The sequence below is a fragment of the Xanthomonas sp. NCPPB 1067 genome (genome assembly GCF_020783795.1).
GTDB classification, from domain to species: Bacteria; Pseudomonadota; Gammaproteobacteria; order Xanthomonadales; family Xanthomonadaceae; genus Xanthomonas; species Xanthomonas melonis.
The window spans coordinates 153,119-169,102 of the sequence record NZ_JAJGQG010000002.1 but is presented as its reverse complement, the minus strand read 5'-3'; the positions used below and the strand labels follow the sequence as shown (position 1 = coordinate 169,102).

The 15,984-nt window shown below is 67.3% G+C and carries 14 protein-coding genes; 8 read left to right on the top strand and 6 right to left on the bottom strand.

Annotation, left to right across the window (positions count from 1 at the left end):
- The first annotated feature begins 29 nt into the window (after positions 1-29).
- A complete protein-coding gene (locus LL962_RS02500; protein ID WP_167395181.1) occupies positions 30-587 on the top strand; it encodes a fasciclin domain-containing protein in 558 nt (185 codons plus the stop codon).
- Positions 588-913: 326 nt separating this feature from the next.
- Here the strand turns inward: LL962_RS02500 and LL962_RS02495 are convergent, their stop codons facing one another.
- A complete protein-coding gene (locus LL962_RS02495) occupies positions 914-2,359 on the bottom strand; it encodes a UdgX family uracil-DNA binding protein (protein ID WP_228315783.1) in 1,446 nt (481 codons plus the stop codon).
- Here LL962_RS02495 and LL962_RS02490 point away from each other — a divergent pair.
- Entirely contained in the window at positions 2,267-2,758 is a 492-nt protein-coding gene (locus tag LL962_RS02490; protein ID WP_228315901.1) for a hypothetical protein, read from the top strand. The two genes, LL962_RS02495 and LL962_RS02490, sit on opposite strands and share 93 nt — an antisense overlap.
- 225 nt (positions 2,759-2,983) lie before the next feature.
- Here the strand turns inward: LL962_RS02490 and LL962_RS02485 are convergent, their stop codons facing one another.
- The 3 genes from LL962_RS02485 to LL962_RS02475 all read right to left on the bottom strand — a co-directional run bounded on the left by LL962_RS02485 (position 2,984) and on the right by LL962_RS02475 (position 5,902).
- The gene (locus LL962_RS02485; RefSeq protein ID WP_228315782.1) at positions 2,984-4,228 is read right to left on the bottom strand and encodes a putative DNA modification/repair radical SAM protein; all 1,245 of its coding nucleotides are present in this window, start codon (positions 4,226-4,228) and stop codon (positions 2,984-2,986) included.
- A 401-nt stretch (positions 4,229-4,629) separates the two neighbouring features.
- Positions 4,630-5,460, bottom strand: a complete 831-nt coding sequence (locus LL962_RS02480; protein ID WP_228315781.1) for a dioxygenase family protein — start codon at positions 5,458-5,460, stop codon at positions 4,630-4,632.
- Between the two features lie 31 nt (positions 5,461-5,491).
- Complete coding sequence (locus LL962_RS02475; protein WP_104585254.1) at positions 5,492-5,902, bottom strand: DoxX family protein; 411 nt, start codon at positions 5,900-5,902, stop codon at positions 5,492-5,494.
- Between the two features lie 105 nt (positions 5,903-6,007).
- Between LL962_RS02475 and LL962_RS02470 the strand changes: the two genes are divergently transcribed.
- From LL962_RS02470 to LL962_RS02450, 5 genes are all read left to right on the top strand, one after another.
- The gene (locus LL962_RS02470) at positions 6,008-6,901 is read left to right on the top strand and encodes a LysR family transcriptional regulator (RefSeq protein ID WP_046344519.1); all 894 of its coding nucleotides are present in this window, start codon (positions 6,008-6,010) and stop codon (positions 6,899-6,901) included.
- 95 nt (positions 6,902-6,996) lie between these two features.
- A complete protein-coding gene (locus LL962_RS02465) occupies positions 6,997-7,566 on the top strand; it encodes a flavodoxin family protein (RefSeq protein WP_228315780.1) in 570 nt (189 codons plus the stop codon).
- Between the two features lie 355 nt (positions 7,567-7,921).
- Positions 7,922-8,917: an aldo/keto reductase gene (locus LL962_RS02460; protein ID WP_228315779.1), complete on the top strand. Its 996-nt coding sequence runs from the start codon at positions 7,922-7,924 to the stop codon at positions 8,915-8,917.
- Positions 8,918-9,090: 173 nt separating this feature from the next.
- Entirely contained in the window at positions 9,091-9,786 is a 696-nt protein-coding gene (locus LL962_RS02455; protein ID WP_228315883.1) for a glycosyltransferase, read from the top strand.
- A gap of 112 nt (positions 9,787-9,898) precedes the next feature.
- Positions 9,899-12,004, top strand: a complete 2,106-nt coding sequence (locus LL962_RS02450) for a M13 family metallopeptidase (RefSeq protein ID WP_425510019.1) — start codon at positions 9,899-9,901, stop codon at positions 12,002-12,004.
- 75 nt (positions 12,005-12,079) lie between these two features.
- Here the strand turns inward: LL962_RS02450 and LL962_RS02445 are convergent, their stop codons facing one another.
- Complete coding sequence (locus LL962_RS02445; protein ID WP_104585266.1) at positions 12,080-13,006, bottom strand: oxygenase MpaB family protein; 927 nt, start codon at positions 13,004-13,006, stop codon at positions 12,080-12,082.
- A 367-nt stretch (positions 13,007-13,373) separates the two neighbouring features.
- On the opposite strand from LL962_RS02445, the gene LL962_RS02440 reads away from it, so the two are divergent.
- Positions 13,374-13,976: a hypothetical protein gene (locus LL962_RS02440; protein WP_228315778.1), complete on the top strand. Its 603-nt coding sequence runs from the start codon at positions 13,374-13,376 to the stop codon at positions 13,974-13,976.
- Between the two features lie 251 nt (positions 13,977-14,227).
- Here LL962_RS02440 and LL962_RS02435 read toward each other — a convergent pair whose 3' ends face one another.
- Positions 14,228-15,823 carry an APC family permease gene (locus tag LL962_RS02435; protein WP_228315777.1) on the bottom strand — a complete coding sequence of 532 codons (1,596 nt, stop codon included), beginning with the start codon at positions 15,821-15,823 and terminating at the stop codon, positions 14,228-14,230.
- Positions 15,824-15,984 lie beyond the last annotated feature (161 nt).

Genomic DNA, 15,984 nt, shown 5'->3' with positions numbered 1-15,984 from the left:
CGCCCGCTCATCCAAAGGATCGCTGCCTCATGAAGACCTCATTGAAGTCGCTTGCCATCGCCGCCGCCATTGCCCTCACCTCGGCAACGATGCCGGTGTACGCCGCCTCGAATCCGACGGTGGGAGGTGCGCCGATGCTGGCCACCAAGGACATCGTCGATAACGCGGCCAACTCGAAGGATCACACCACCCTGGTCGCCGCGGTCAAGGCGGCAGGCCTGGTCGAGACCTTGAAGGGCCCGGGCCCGTTCACCGTGTTTGCGCCCACCAATGCCGCCTTTGCCGCGTTGCCTGCCGGCACCGTCGATACGTTGCTGAAGCCCGAATCCAAGCCCACGCTGACCAAGGTACTGACTTACCACGTGGTGGCGGGCAAGGTGGATGCGGCATCGCTGATTGCCAAGATCAAGGCCGGCGGCGGCAGCGCCATGCTGACCACCGTGCAGGGCGAAGCGCTCACCGCAAAGCTCAACGGCAAGAAGGTCACGCTGACCGACGCCAAGGGCAATACCGCCAATGTCACTATCGCCGATGTCATGCAGAGCAATGGCGTGATCCATGTCATCGACAAGGTGCTGATGCCGTGATCGACCGGCGGCCGATGCCCCTGGGCCCGGCCGCTTCCCGGCGGCACCATCACCTGCAGATCCTGCTTCATGCAGGAGCGTTCCCGAATGCGCGATGCGTCATTGGGATGTCCTAGCGCGGACGAGAACGCTCCTGCACCCCTGCGGCCGCTGCGGCCAGCAGTTCCCTGCCCTGCGAAGGAAGCTGCCGCATGCTGCACCATCACCGCAACGCGGCGGTGACGGGGCGACCCGCGTTCCGGTCGCCCCCTTGGTGTCGGTCGAGTAACGACACCGTGCGCGTGCCCATGCACGCGCATTTTTTTTGCCGGCATTCCTTGCGTTGTTTACGCGTTGCTGGTGCCAGGTGACGGCGCCGCGCCGGGCCTGGAAAGCAGCTGACGCAGGTCGTCCACAAAGCCGCGATAACCGTCTTCCCGTGCCGACTGCGATGCCTGCCGCAACACCCAGGAGGGATGCACGGTTGCCAGGACCGGTGTGCCATCGTCCAGGCGTTGCCACTGCCCGCGCTCCTGCATCAGCCGAAACCTGCTGCCCAGCACTGCCTGTGCCGCGGTGGCGCCCAGGCACACGATCTGCGCGGGACGCAATTGGGCGCGCTCGGCCTGCAACCAGCCACTGCAGGCCTGCACGTGCACGCGCTCGGGATTGCGATGCAGGCGGCGCTTGCCCCGTTGTTCGAAGCGGAAGTGTTTCACCGCATTGGTCACGTAGAAGCGCTGGCGATCGATCCCGAGCTCGCCCAGCGCCTGATTGAACAAGCGACCGGCCGGCCCGACGAAGGGACGACCGCTCAGATCCTCCTCATCGCCCGGCTGTTCGCCAATCACCATCACCGACGCATCGTCCGGCCCTTCGCCGAACACCGTCTGCGTGGCCGGCCGCCACAACTCGCAACGCCGACAATCGCGCGCGGCCGCGCGCAACTGCGCGATGCTCTGTGTCGCCTCGACGACATCGGCCACCGCTGCCGCCGGGATGCGCCGCCGGACCGGCTCGGGCGCGCGTTCGGCCATCTCGCGCACACGCACGCCGGCGTCGCGGATCAGCTCCGGCAGCAGGGCCGCCTCGGGCAGGTTCTTCCAGTACTTCTGCGGCATTTCCTGCCGCATCATGGTCGGATTGAGCCGCGCCGGATTGAAGATGTGCGCATAGTAGGTGCGCCACAGTGCTTCCTGTGCGTCGTCGGCCGGCACCTGCGAGCGCACCGCTCCCTCGCCGAACGCCAGGGCCTGACCATCCCAGCGCACGCTGCGATACGGCGTCAGGATCGCCCAGTGCATGCCCGCGAAACGGCGTGCGAAGAACGGCGCCACGCGGTCCACGATGTGATGCTCCGGCTCGAACCAGGCCATGAAGTCCTCGTCCTCACCCGGCAGCCGGCGAAAGCGCACGAACGCCTTCATCTTGTGCGTATCGCGTTGCACCGCCTTCTGCCATTGCCGCAGGCGGTGCACGTCCACGTCGGTGGCACGCTCCAGCAGCGCCTTCTCGCCCGAGGCGATCCGCCACAACAGCCGATACAACACCGCATGCCGCTGCGGATCGCGGTGGCACAGCACCGAGGCGGCCAGCTGCATGAAGTCGGCCGACACCCGCGGCGGCGCGACCACGGCCGACAGCTCCGACAGCCCCTGCCCCATCAGCAACCCGCCCTGCGCGCCCCCGTTCCACGCCACATGATCCGGCTCGACCTGCGCACACCACCCCGCCCGCGCCAACCCGCGCCACGCCTCGAAACTCCACGGCGGTTCTACCTCAGCGTTGAACATCGCTCGCACCGCACTCCCAAGAAAACCAAGCCCACCACCAAGATCCCGCCACTGCTGCAACCATCACTACTGTCGTCGTCGTCGTCGCCGTCGTCGTTGCTGTGGCTGTTGCTGTTGTTGTTGCTGTTGTTGTTGCTGTTGCTGTTGCTGTTGCGGTTGCGGTTGCGGTTGTTGCCGTTGCCGTTGCCGTTGCCGTTGCCGTTGCCGTTGCCGTTGCCGTTGATCTTGCTTCACCCCGTCGCCTTAAAGCGAGCCGAGCACCGCAGTCACGCGTGGCCGAAGAGGCGCCCTTGTTTGAGCGAAGCGAGTTTGGGCGCCGTGCCGCGCGTGGCGAGGAGCGCAGGGGACCGGCGCGGCTGTACTGCGCCGGATCGCGTCGGGCGACAGCGGTTTTGGTGACTTTTGCCAAGACAAAAGTCACTCGCGCCGCAGGCGCGAAAGCTCTGCACTTGCCGTGCTCTGGCACTTGCCGTGCTCTGGCACTTGCCGTGCTCTGGCACTTGCCGTGCCAGGCGCCCCCGGACTCAGCCCCACCCGCAAGCCCACATCGGCCCACCAGCCCAGCCCGCGTCAAGAACGCCATCGCACCCCCGCCCCAAGACCCGCATCACCCAACCCGGCCCATCAATCGAACAATCCCGCCTGCCGAGGCGCGGGTGCCAGCTGGGCCCGCAATCGCACCGGATCGTCCAGGCGCCGCCGCGGATGATGATCCAGCACGCTCACGAACGGCAGCAACTTCTTCATCGGCACCCGCAGCCGCGCCAGATCCCCCACCCGCAACCGCGCGTGCCTGCGCGACAACAGCAGCCGCTCCACGTTGCGGGTTCCCAGGCCCGGCACGCGCAGCAGCATCTCGCGCGGCGCCTGGTTCAGATCCACCGGAAAGCGCTCGGGATTGCGCAGCGCCCAGGCCAGCTTCGGATCCACATCCAGATCGAGCATGCCGCTGGACTGCGCCGGTGCAATCTCTTCCACGCTGAATTCGTAGAACCGCAACAACCAGTCGGCCTGGTACAGCCGATGCTCGCGCTGCAGCGGCGGCGCCTGCAGCGGCAGCTTGGACGAGGCGTCCGGGATCGGGCTGAAGGCCGAGTAATACACCCGGCGCATGCGGTAATTGCCGTACAGGTTGTGGCTGGTGTCCAGGATGCTGCGGTCGTTGGCATCGTCGGCGCCGACGATCATCTGCGTGCTCTGCCCGGCCGGCGCGAACCGTGGCGGCTTGGCGCGGCGCACCGTTTCGGCCTTGCGTTCGAGCTGATTCTCTTCGATACGCCAGCGCAGCTCGCCCATTGCCGAGCGGATGCCGCCGACGCTTTTTTCCGGCGCCAGCAGCGTCAATCCCTGCTCGGTCGGCAGCTCCACGTTGATGCTCAGGCGGTCGGCGTAGCGGCCGGCGGCGGCCAGCAATTCCGGCGTTGCATCGGGGATGGTCTTGAGGTGGATGTAGCCGGCAAAACGATGCTCTTCGCGCAACTGTCGCGCCACTTCCACCAGCTGCTCCATCGTGTAATCGGAGTTGCGGATGATGCCGCTGGACAGGAACAGGCCTTCGATGTAATTGCGCTTGTAGAAGTCCAGCGTCAGCGTGACCACTTCTTCCGGCGTGAAGCGCGCACGGCGCACGTTGCTGGACACCCGATTGACGCAGTACGCGCAATCGAAGATGCAGAAGTTGGTCAACAGGATCTTCAGCAGCGAGACGCACCGGCCGTCCGGCGTATAGGAGTGGCAAATGCCCATGCCCTCGGTGCTGCCGATCCCGCCGGTGCCCAGCGAGTTGCGCTTGTTCGCGCCACTGGAGGCGCAGGACGCGTCGTATTTGGCCGCATCGGCCAGCACTGCGAGTTTGTCGAGGATTTTCACGCAAGCAGCATGTCGTGAAGGCGTCTCAGCCTATGAGACTGCACCACACTTCATCGTGAATGCTTCAGAGCGCTGCACTGCCGGCACTTGTCGGCACTTGTCGGCAGCATGCCTTTTGGCTGCGCTGCCGGCGCTTGTCGGCAGCATGCCTTGTCGCTGCGCCGCCGGCTCTTGCGGGCAGCATGCCCGCTCGCCGCGGGCCGGTGCGCCGTAGGTACCAAGCCGTATCACCATGGATCTTGCGGGCTATAGCCAACGCACCACAGCGGTTTGCAGCGGCAGCAACTGGCCACATGCCATGGCTTGCAGGCGGCTGGGCAGTGCCTCGGGATTGCGGGGCCGGCATGCCGCCTGCACCGTCGATGGCAGCGACGGTGCAGGCGTGCTGCGCCCGCCAGGGCTCAGGCGGCGGCCAGGCCCGCAAGCGCGCGATCATCACCGGGATCGCCGTCGAACCGGTAGATATCCATCGCCAGAAATCCCGCATCGATGCCGGCATCGATGCGCTGCGCCCCGAGCCGGTCGGCGCCGGCGGCGCCCATCGCCACGTACAGCGGCAACAGGTGCTCGTCGGTGGGATGCGCCCGTGCCGCATGCGGTGCCTGCCGGCGATAGTCCAGCAACGCGGCGATGTCGTTCTCCACCAGTTTGCGCTCGGTCCACTCGATGAAGGGCCGCACATACGGCGCCTCGCGCTCGGTGCTGTAGCCATGGCGGAAGTCGTGCAGGTTATGGGTGATGCTGCCCGAGCCGATTACCAGCACCCCGTCCTCGCGCAGCGGCGCCAGTGCGCGGCCGACCGCAAACTGGTGCGCCGGGCCCAGCTCGGGCTGGATCGACACCGACACCACCGGGATGTCGGCGGCCGGATACAGCAGGCGCAGCGGCACCCACACGCCATGATCGAAGCCGCGCTGCGGATCCAGATGCGGATGCAGGCCGGCCTGTTCCAGCCGGCGCAGGATCTGCTGCGCCAGCGCCGGCTCGCCGGGCGCGGGATATTCCAGCTCGTACAGCGGCGCCGGGAAGCCGCCGAAGTCATGGATGGTGGGCGGCCGCGCCGCACCGCTGACCAGCGGGCGACGGCCCAGCCAGTGCGCGGACGCAACGACGATCGCGCGCGGCCGCGGCAAGGTCTGTGCGAGCTCGGCCAGGCGCTCGCCGACCTGCCCCGGCTGCAGCGCAGTCATCGGCGATCCGTGCGAGATGTACAGGGAAGGCAAACGGGTCATGGCGTACTCCTCGGAAGAACGACAGGCAGCCTCAACGCGCCGGCTTCAGCGCCCACGCGCCTTCGCCGAGCAGGGCTTGCACGATCAGCAACACCGCCCACAGCGCCGGGTATTCCCAGCCGCCGCCCGGATTGGAGAAACCGAAACCGTTGCCGCCGTGCACGCTGACGATGGTGCCCAGCAGCAGCGGCACGCCCAGCAACCCGAGCCAGCGCGCATAGACGCCCAGCAGCAGGGACAGGCCCAGACCCAGTTCCAGCGCGATGGTGAGGTAGGCCAGCGCGCCCGGCAGGCCCAGCGAGTGGAAATAGGCCACGGTGCCGGCCGGGGTGAACACCAGCAACTTGGTCAGGCCATGGACCAGGAACAGCGCGCCCAGGCTGATGCGCAACAAGGCGGTGCCATAGGCTGCGGTACGCGGGGAAGCAAGCGAGGTGGACATGGGACGGACTCCAGTGAGGACCTGCACAGCCTATTGCTTACAAATTTCTGATAAATAGTTTTAGTTTGGATAATTTATTGCGATCAAAGCAACAATCGGACACCCATGGATACCCTCGATGCGATGCGCGTGTTCGCGGCAGTGGCCGAACGCAGCGGCTTCAGTGCGGCCGCCGATGCGCTGGACCGCTCTACCGCCAGCGTGACCCGGCAGGTCGCCGCGCTCGAACAACGGCTGGGCACCCGCCTGCTCAACCGCACCACCCGGCGGGTCAGCCTGACCAGCGCCGGCACCGCGTATTACCAGCGCTGCCTGCAACTGCTGGCCGACCTGGACGATCTGGAGGCCACGGTCGGCGCGCAGGCGCTGGAGCCGGCCGGGGTGCTGCGGGTCAATGCGCCGGTGAGCTATGGCATCGAGCGCCTGGCCGCGCTGCTGCCGGGCTTTTGCGCGCGCTACCCGCAGGTGGAACTGGACCTGTCGCTGTCGGACCGGCTGGTGGACATGGTCGAAGAAGGTTTCGATGTCGCCATCCGCATCACCCGGCAGCCGGCGCCGACGCTGATCGCCCGGCGCCTGGGCACGGTCCGCCTGGTGCCCTGCGCGGCGCCGGCCTACCTGGCACGCGCCGGCACCCCGACGCATCCATCCGACCTGGCCGGCCACGACTGCCTGCTGTACCACTACTCGCCCAACGGCGACGAGGTGCGCTTCCATGGGCCCGATGGCGATAGCGACGTACGCATCCACGGCAGCCTGCGCGCCAACAACGGGCATGTGCTGAGCGCAGCGGCGGTGGCCGGCCTGGGCATCGCGATGCAGCCGGACTTCCTGGCCGACGAGCATCTGGCCGCCGGCCGGCTGGTGCGCATCCTTCCGCAGTACGCACTGGGGGAGATCGGCATCTTTGCCGTCTATACCAGCCGCAGCCACCTGGCTCCGAAGGTGCGCAGCTTCATCGACTACCTGGTCGACAGCATGGGCGATCCCGCGCGCTGATGAGCCCGGCAACAGTACGTCCCGTCGATGGTCATTAACCTGACACGGCATGTGTGGTCACAATCGGGACCCCACCCGGATCAACAGGACTGCGCATGAGCAAGATCGCCATCATCTACTTCAGCGGCTACGGCCACACCGTCAAACTGGCCGAAGCCGTGCATGCCGGCGCTGCCAGCGTCGGCGAGGCCACGCTGTACCGCATCGATCAGGACGGCAACCTGCCCGACGACGCCTGGGAGGCGATCGGCGCAGCCGACGCCATCATCTACGGCAGCCCCACCTATATGGGCGGGCCGGCGTGGCAGTTCAAGAAGTTTGCCGACGCCAGCTCCAAGCCGTGGTTCGCGCAGGCGTGGAAGGACAAGATCGCCGCCGGCTTCACCAATTCGGCGTCGGTCAATGGCGACAAGTACGCCACCATCCAGTACTTCTGGACGCTGTCGCAGCAGCACGGCCAGGTCTGGGTGGGTACCGGCCTGCTGCCGTCCAACACCAAGGCGCACGGTCCGCAGGACATCAACTGGACCGCCGGTTCTGCAGGCGCGCTGGCGATCTCGCCCTCGGATGCCTCGCCGGAAGAAGCGCCGCGCAGCGGCGATCTGGAAACCGCCAGGCTGCTCGGCAAGCGCGTGGCCGAATTCGCCGGCAAGTTCAAGCGCTGATCCGGCCGGCACGCAGGGGCGTGCAGCCACCGCACTGCGCCGGTTGCTGCACGCAGCGCGGCATGGCGATGAGTGGCAAGGCGATTGGCAGGCCTGCGCGCGGCGGCACGGCAGCGCTCATCGATACGATCGCTACCTGCGCACGGCCGCCGGGCGATGCTTGCGCACGCGAGGCGCCGGGCGCCTTGCGCATGCGCATGACTGGCAGACGCCGGATGCGCCCATCCGCACCCAACGCCGACGCGGACGCTGCTGGCGGTGCAGCGCGCAGCGGTCCCGGCGTTAGCGGTCGCGCCACACCACGGTAACGCAGGCCGCATCACCCTTCCCGATCTTCTGCCGCACGGAGTTCCGCATGCAAACCCGCACGCTCGGCCGATCCGGCCCTACCGTCTCCGCTCTGGGCCTTGGCTGCATGGGCATGAGTGCGTTCTATGGCGACCGCAGCGACGAGGCCGCTTCGATCGCGGTCATCCACCGCGCGCTCGACCAGGGCATCAGCCTGCTCGATACCGCCGACATGTATGGCCCGCACACCAACGAAATCCTGGTGGGAAAGGCCATTGCCGCGCGTCGGCATGACGCGTTCCTGGCGACCAAGTTCGGCATCAAGCTCGACCCAGCCGACCGGTCGGTGCGCGGAATCGATGGCAGCCCTGCATACGTGCGCAGCGCCTGCGAAGCCAGCCTGCGCCGTTTGGGCGTGGACCACATCGACCTGTACTACCAGCATCGCGTGGATCCGGCAGTGCCGATCGAAGACACCGTGGGCGCGATGGCGCGCCTGGTCGAACAGGGCAAGGTGCGCTTTCTCGGTCTGTCCGAAGCCGCCCCCGAGACCATCCGGCGCGCACACGCGGTGCATCCGATCACGGCGGTGCAGACCGAGTACTCGCTGTGGTCGCGCGAACCGGAAGACAACGGCGTATTTGCCACCGTGCGCGAGCTCGGCATCGGCTTCGTGCCTTACTCGCCGCTCGGGCGCGGGTTCCTCACCGGGGCGATCGCTTCACCGCAGGACTTCGAGGCCGACGACTACCGCCGGCACTCGCCGCGCTTCCAGGGCGAGAATTTCGCCCGCAACCTGCAACTGGTCGAGCAGGTGAAGGCGATCGCAGCCGACAAGGGCATCACGGCCGGGCAGCTGGCACTGGCGTGGGTGCTGGCGCAGGGCCAGGACCTGATCCCGATTCCCGGTACCAAGCGCGCCAGCTATCTCGACGAGAACATCGCCGCACTCGAGGTCGCGCTGATGCCCGACGAGCTTGCGCGTATCGATGCGATCTTTCCGCCGCAGGTCGCGGCCGGCCTGCGCTATCCGGAAGCGACGATGGGCTCGGTGCACCGCTGAAACGCGTCAGGCGGCCTACGCGCATGCAGCCCGGCGGGCGATGCGCGTATCGGCAATCGCGCAGGTACCGGCGGCGGCACCGGCCATACCAGGCAACTGTCGCCGAGCTTGCTCACACCCGTGCGGCACGACTGGCTGCACACTGATCGGTGATTCTTCCTTTTTCGCGCACTATGCTGTCCTTCGTGATCCCCGCCCACAACGAGGCCGCACTGATCGAGCAGACGCTGCAGTGCCTGCATGCCTGCGCCAGGACGCTGCAACGGGACTGCGAGGTGATCGTGGTGGCCGATGCCTGCGACGACGACACCGCCGCCATCGCCCGCGCCAATGGCGCACGGGTGCTGGAGGTGCAGTTGCGGCACATCGCTGCCACCCGCAACGCCGGTGCCCAGGCCGCGCAGGGCGAGCGGCTGCTGTTCGTGGATGCCGACACCCTGATCAATCCGCAGGCCGTGGCCGCGGCGATGGCAGCACTGGATGCCGGCGCCGTCGGCGGCGGCGCGCAGGTCCGTCTGCAGGGCGATCGCGTCTGGCACGAGCGCGTGGCGCAGGCCGCATTCGGCTGGTTGTTCCGGCTGTCGGGGATTGCGCCAGGCTGCTTCCTGTTCTGCACTCGCGCGGCATTCGCCAGTGCCGGAGGATTCGACACGCGTTACTACGCCGGTGAAGACGTGGCGCTGAGCCGCGCGCTGGCGCGCTGCGGCCGGTTCGTGATCCTGCGTCAGCCCGTGCACACCTCCGACCGCAAGCTGCGCAGTTTTTCCAAGCGCGAGCATCTGGGCCTGCTGCTGCGTTTTCTGTGGCGCGGGCGACGCATGCTGCAGACGCGCGATGCGCTGGGCTTCTGGTATCAGCGACGGCGCTGAACCCGGCGTGTCCGCGTTGCCCGTCTCGCCGCGCGACCTGGCCTCAGGTCGGGACGTGGAATCGTAGGCCACTTACACTGGCGCACTCGTTCCGGTTTCCGAGTCGCACCGCATGCCCCCTCTACACCGACCTGTCCTGATCGCCGCATTGCTCTGTGCGCTGTGCGCCACCGCGGCGTGCCGTCGCGATGGCGCAACGCCCGCCGCCAATGACCGCGCCAAACCCGCGGCCAGCACCCCCAGGCTCGGCGATTTCGGCTTCGACGCGGCAGGGATGGACCGCAGCGTCGCGCCGGGCGAGGACTTCGTGCGCTACGCCAGCGGTCACTGGATCCGCAACACGCAGATCCCCGAAGACCGCGCCAGCTTCAACAGCTTCGTCGGCATCGCCATCGATACCGAACAACACAGCCGCGACATCATCGAAGGCGCCGCCGCCAACGATCGGGTCACCGGCGAAGACAAGCAGATCGGCGACTACTACGCCGCCTACATGGACGAGGCCAGCATCGAAGCCAAGGGGGTGCGCCCGGTACAACCGGAGCTGGACGCCATCGCGCAGCTGCAGGACCACCACGCGCTGGCACGCACGCTGGGCGCACAACTGCGCACCGATGTGGATCTGCTCAACGCCACCAATTTCTACACCGACCGCCTGTTCGGCCTGTGGATCTCTCAGGACCTGCACCATCCCGGACGCTATGCGCCCTACCTGGTGCAAGGTGGCCTGGGGATGCCCGACCGTAGTTTCTACCTGGATGGCGGACGCATGGCGCAGCTGCGCGACGCGTATCGGGCGCACATCGTCGCCGTGCTGGAACTGGCAGGGTTCGATGATGCTCCGGCGCAGGCCGCCCGCATTCTCGCGCTGGAGACCGCGATGGCGCGCGTACATGCCACCACCGAGCGGACCAACGACGTGCAGGCCGGTGCGAATGCGTGGAAACAGGCCGATTTCGCCCAGCGCGCTCCCGGTCTGGACTGGACCGCATTCTTCGATGCGGCCGGACTGAAGGGGCAGCAGGACTTCATCGTCTGGCAGCCGCAGGCGTTGATCGGGCTGTCGGCGCTGGTGCAATCGGAGCCCTTGCAGACCTGGAAGGACTATCTGCGCTTTCGGGCACTGGATCGTGCCTCGCCTTATCTGTCCAAGGCATTCGCCGACGCGCGCTTCGCGTTCTACGGCACCGCCTTGCAGGGCACGCCTGAGCAACGTCAGCGCTGGAAGCGTGGCATCGATGCGACCAATGCCGCATTGGGTGAAGCGGTGGGCAAGCGCTACGTGCAGCGCTACGTCAGCGCGCACACCAAGGCCCGGGCCGAGGAGATGGTCAAGAACCTCGTCACCGCATTCGGCCAACGCATCGACGCGCTGGAATGGATGAGTCCGCAGACCAAGCAGCATGCCAAGGCCAAGATCGCCGGACTGACGGTGGCCGTTGGCTACCCGGACACCTGGCGCGACTACAGCGCGCTGGAGGTGCGCCGCGACGACGCGCTGGGCAACGCCGAACGTGCCGAGCTGTTCGAGTACCGTCGCAACTTGGCCAAGCTCGGCAAGGCGGTGGACCACCGCGAGTGGTACATGCTGCCGCAGGAGGTCAACGCGCTGAACGTTCCGCTGGAAAATCGCCTGATCTTTCCCGCGGCCATCCTGCAGCCGCCGTTCTTCGACCCGGCCGCCGACGATGCGGTCAACTACGGCGCCATCGGCGCGGTGATCGGCCATGAGATCAGCCATAGCTTCGACAACATGGGCGCGCAGTTCGACGAACACGGTCAGCTGCATAACTGGTGGACGCCGCAGGACCTGAAGCGATTCGAGGCCGCCGGCGATGCGCTGGCGGCGCAGTTCAGCGCCTACAAGCCATTCGACGACCTGGCGGTCAACGGCAAGCTCACCCTTGGCGAGAACATCGCCGACGTGGCCGGCCTGGCCACAGCCTACGACGCCTACCGGTTGTCGCTGCAGGGCAAACAGCCGCAGACGCTCGATGGATTCAGTCCGGACCAGCGCTTCTTCCTCGGCTTCGCGCAGGCCTGGCGCGGCAAGTACCGCGACGCAGCGCTGCGCAATGCCTTGCTCACCGACGTCCATGCGCCGGGGCGTTTCCGCGCGCAGACCGTGCGCAATCTGGATGCGTGGTATCCGGCGTTCGGGGTCGAACCCGGTCAGCAGCTATACCTGGCGCCCGAGCAACGGGTCAGGATCTGGTAGCGGTGCGTCCGCGCACCGGATGCGCGCCCGCCGCGGCACGCGCCCGGTGCGCACCGCCGCTGCCGCCCGCACCCGTCACGATCCGTCGGGCCAACGCAGCAACGTGGCCGGCGGCAGCTGCATCCGTCGGCACGCACGCGCCGACACGCCATCACGTAGCGCGATGCGAAACAGCGGCGACAGACCGCGCAGCACCCGTGCCGATGCCTGCGCCTGCGTGCGCTGCACGGCGCTGCGACCCAGCATCTGGCTGGCCCAGGGCGGCAGCAGGGCCATGCCGGCACCCAGAAACACCCCGCGCGACAACCTGGCCGCAGGCACCGGCAACTGGATGCCGGTGAGCACGTCCAGCACCTCGCGCGAGCGGGCGTCCATGCGCAGCGTCGCCCGCACCTCGGCGAAGTAGGCATCCACCTGGGCCTGGCTGGCAGGCACGTCGCCGGCGCCCAGGGCTTCGGCAACGCGCCGCGCTTCGTCGTAGTAGCGGTCTGCAATGGCGGTCGGCACGTCGCGACAGTAACGCCGGTATCCCTGCAGGAAGCCATAGGCCTCGGTGACGTGCACCCAGGTCAGCAGGCCCGGATCGTCGGCCTGGTACGCCACGCCGTCGGCGGTGTGGCCGCGGACCTGGGCGTGGATGCGCCGCACGCGCGCGATCAGCCGTTCGGCTTCGGCCACCGGCGCGTAGCTGGTCCCGGCGACGAAGTCGGTGGTGCGCCGCAGCCGGCCGATCAGATCGGAGCGGAAATTGGAGTGGTCGTAGACGCCGGCCAGCGCGCGCGGATGCAGCAACTGCAGCATCAATGCGCACAATCCACCGGACAACATGCCGGGAAACTCGGAGTGCACGCGCCAGGTGACGCTGTCCGGTCCGAACAGCCCGGGGTCGCCCGGTGGCTGGTCGTAGTCGATGGCACTCTGGCCACGCGGGAACGCATCCAGCACCCAGCGGCGGATCCGTTCGGCGGCGGGGGCGGTCAGCGTACGGAAGACGGCGGACATGCCGCGATGATACGCAGCGACCGCCCCACGCGGCCGATGCAACGCCGCGGCCTCATCCGGCAGTCAGCTGCCTGGGCGGGCTTCATCGCGACGACTGGTGTGCAGTGCAGCAAGTTCACGCCGGCCTCGCGCCTGTCTTGCGTCAGCACAAACGACAAACCGCCTGAATTCAGCGATTTGTGCGGCAGTGCACGCGATCGCAGCCTCGCGCTGCCGGCGCAGGCATTGTCATGCACACCGAAAGTGCTAGAACTAAGACCGTCCGACGTGGGTGCCCTTTGACCAGGGCGTGCGCCGGTCGCTCCAGGGCACCGGCCGCGGCCGGTGCAGCAAGTCGTTCGTACCAGCCATCCGTCAGGAGCTTGTCATGATCGCTTTGTTTCAGGGTTTGGGCCTGCTATTGCAGGACAATGCACTCCATCGGCGCCCCTTCGACGAGCAGGTGGCCTACTGGCGCGACAGGACCGACGAACAGCTCGACGAGGAGGTCAACCTGCTCAAGGTGGCAAAGAAGCAGTGGGTGATCGCCTCGATCATCGGCTGGCAGGCAATTTCACTGGTGTTGCTGGGGGTGATCACCCACCAGCTATGGCAGGACGACTACCACCTGACCTTCAGCCGCGTGGTGATCATCTTCACCTCGTGGGTCTCGATCCTGTTCATCATGTGGTATATCGCCGACCTGTTCGATCACAGCGCCGGTTTCGAACGCTGGCTGCGCGCCTTCAACAGCCGTGCGCGGGTGACGCCGGATGCCGACTCGGTCGAGTGCGTGGCCGATGCGCTGGACATGACGCGGCGCTATCCCGAGGTGCTGCGCTACAAGCAGGAAGTGACCTCCAAGCGCGAACTGCGCCACGAGGACATCGTCAACATGCGCGAAATGGGCCGGCTGCGTCGCTACACCGAGCTGTTGCGCGACCTCGATCGTTTCGACGGTGCGCCGCGACTGGTGGCCAACGCGGGCTAGCCGCCGCATCACGGATCCCACCGCGGGTTGGCGGCGAGGCGTCCGAGACTCCGCTGCCGCACATGGACACACGGCCGATGCAGTGCATCGGCCGTGTGCGTTTGGCGGGTTGGCTCCGGGCCGGTTCCGGTACCGCGGGCGCGTGCGTCTTTGGCAGCGCTGCAGCGCGGTTCCGTCCACCGGGTTGCGTCGTCGATGCGGGAGGCGACCAGCGCGCGCGATCACGACGCCCACTGGTCCGGGGAGAGCGCTCAGCCCCGCGCCACCGCCTGCTCCACCGACGGAGTACGCCAGCCGCTGCGCACGCCCCAGATGTAGAACACCGCACCCACCACGGCGACCACGACCAGATCGGTGCCATAGCTCAGATAGCCGTGGCCACCGAAGTCGGTACTGCCGGCCCAGGACACCAGCGCGATGGTGGGCAGGTAGCAGATCATCCAGGCCGCACCCTTGAGGTTGCGGCGCAGGTCCGGCCAGCCCTGCTTGGCCTGGTAGTAGCAGTACACCGGCAAGGCCACCACCATCAGCAGGATGATCTCGCCGGTCAGCGGCCAGCGCGCCCAGTACAGCAGCTCGGTGGCCATCACGAAGGCCACGCCGGCCAGTACCGGCAGCGCGACGATGCGCAGCGGGCGGTGCAGTTCCGGCGCATGCCGGCGCAGCGCCATCGCGCTGATCGGGCCGGTGAGGTAGGAAATGATGGTGGCCACCGAGATCACCGCCGCCAGCGTGCCCCAGCCGCGGAAGAAGAACAGGAACACGAACGACACCGCCAGGTTGAAGTACATCGCCATGCGCGGCACGCCCCACACCGGGTGCAGCTTGCCCAGCACTGCTGGCATGGTGCCGTTCTTTTCCATGCCGTAGACCATGCGCGCGGTGGTGGCGGTATAGGTGATGCCGGTGCCGCTGGGGCTGACGAACGCATCGATGTACAGCAGCATCGCCAGCCAGTGCAGGTTGACGATGATGGCCAGCTCGGCGAACGGCGAGCGGAAATCGATGCCATGCCAGCCGGCCTTGGCCAGCAGATCCGGCGGCACCGCGCCGATGTAGGCCACCTGCAGGATCACATAGACCAGGGTGGCCAACGCAATCGAGCCCAGCACCGCGAACGGAATGCTGCGCCCGGGGTTACGCGCTTCGCCGGCCAGGTTCACCGGACTCTGGAAGCCGTTGAAGCTGAACACGATGCCGGCGGTGGCCACGGCAGTCAGCACCGCGGCCAGGTCGAGCACGTGCGCATCGCCATGGATGCCGACGCTGAAGTTGTCGCTGTGGAAACCGCTGGCGATCAGTGCCACCCCGGTGGCGGCCGGCACCACCAGCTTGAACACGGTGATCAAGGTGTTGGAGCGTGCGAACAGCTTCACGCTCCAGAAGTTCAGGAAGAAATACACCAGCACCAGCACCGCCGAGATCAGCAGGCCGGGCACCGACAGCTCGCCTGCCCCGCCAGGCGCCTGTACGTACAGGCCCTGCGCCCAGGCCCAGGGCCAGGAGGCCATGTACTGCACCGAGGCCTCTGCCTCGACCGGGATCACCGAGACGATGGCGATCCAGTTGGCCCAGCCGGCAATGAAGCCCACCAGCGAGCCGTGCGAATAGTGGCTGTAACGCACCATGCCACCGGACTCGGGAAACATGGCGCCGAGCTCGGCGTAGGACAGCGCGATGGTGGTGATGATCGCCGCACCCAGCACCCACGCCCAGATGGCGCCGGGGCCGGCCAGGCCGGCGGCGCGCCAGGCGCCGAACAGCCAGCCGGAACCGATGATCGAGCCCAGGCCGGTCAGCATGAGCGCAAAGGGGCCGACGTCGCGGCGCAACGAGTGTTCGGACATGAAGAGCCTGAAGGTGATGGCGCCGTGAACCGGCACAAGCCGACAATCATCGCAGAAGCGGCCGCTTGTCGTCAGTGCGTATTCAGGTGTGTGGTCGTCTACCGCGGCCGGCGCCGGCAACCACGCGCGCCATGCCAAGCGCATGTTGCCCGATGGCGCGA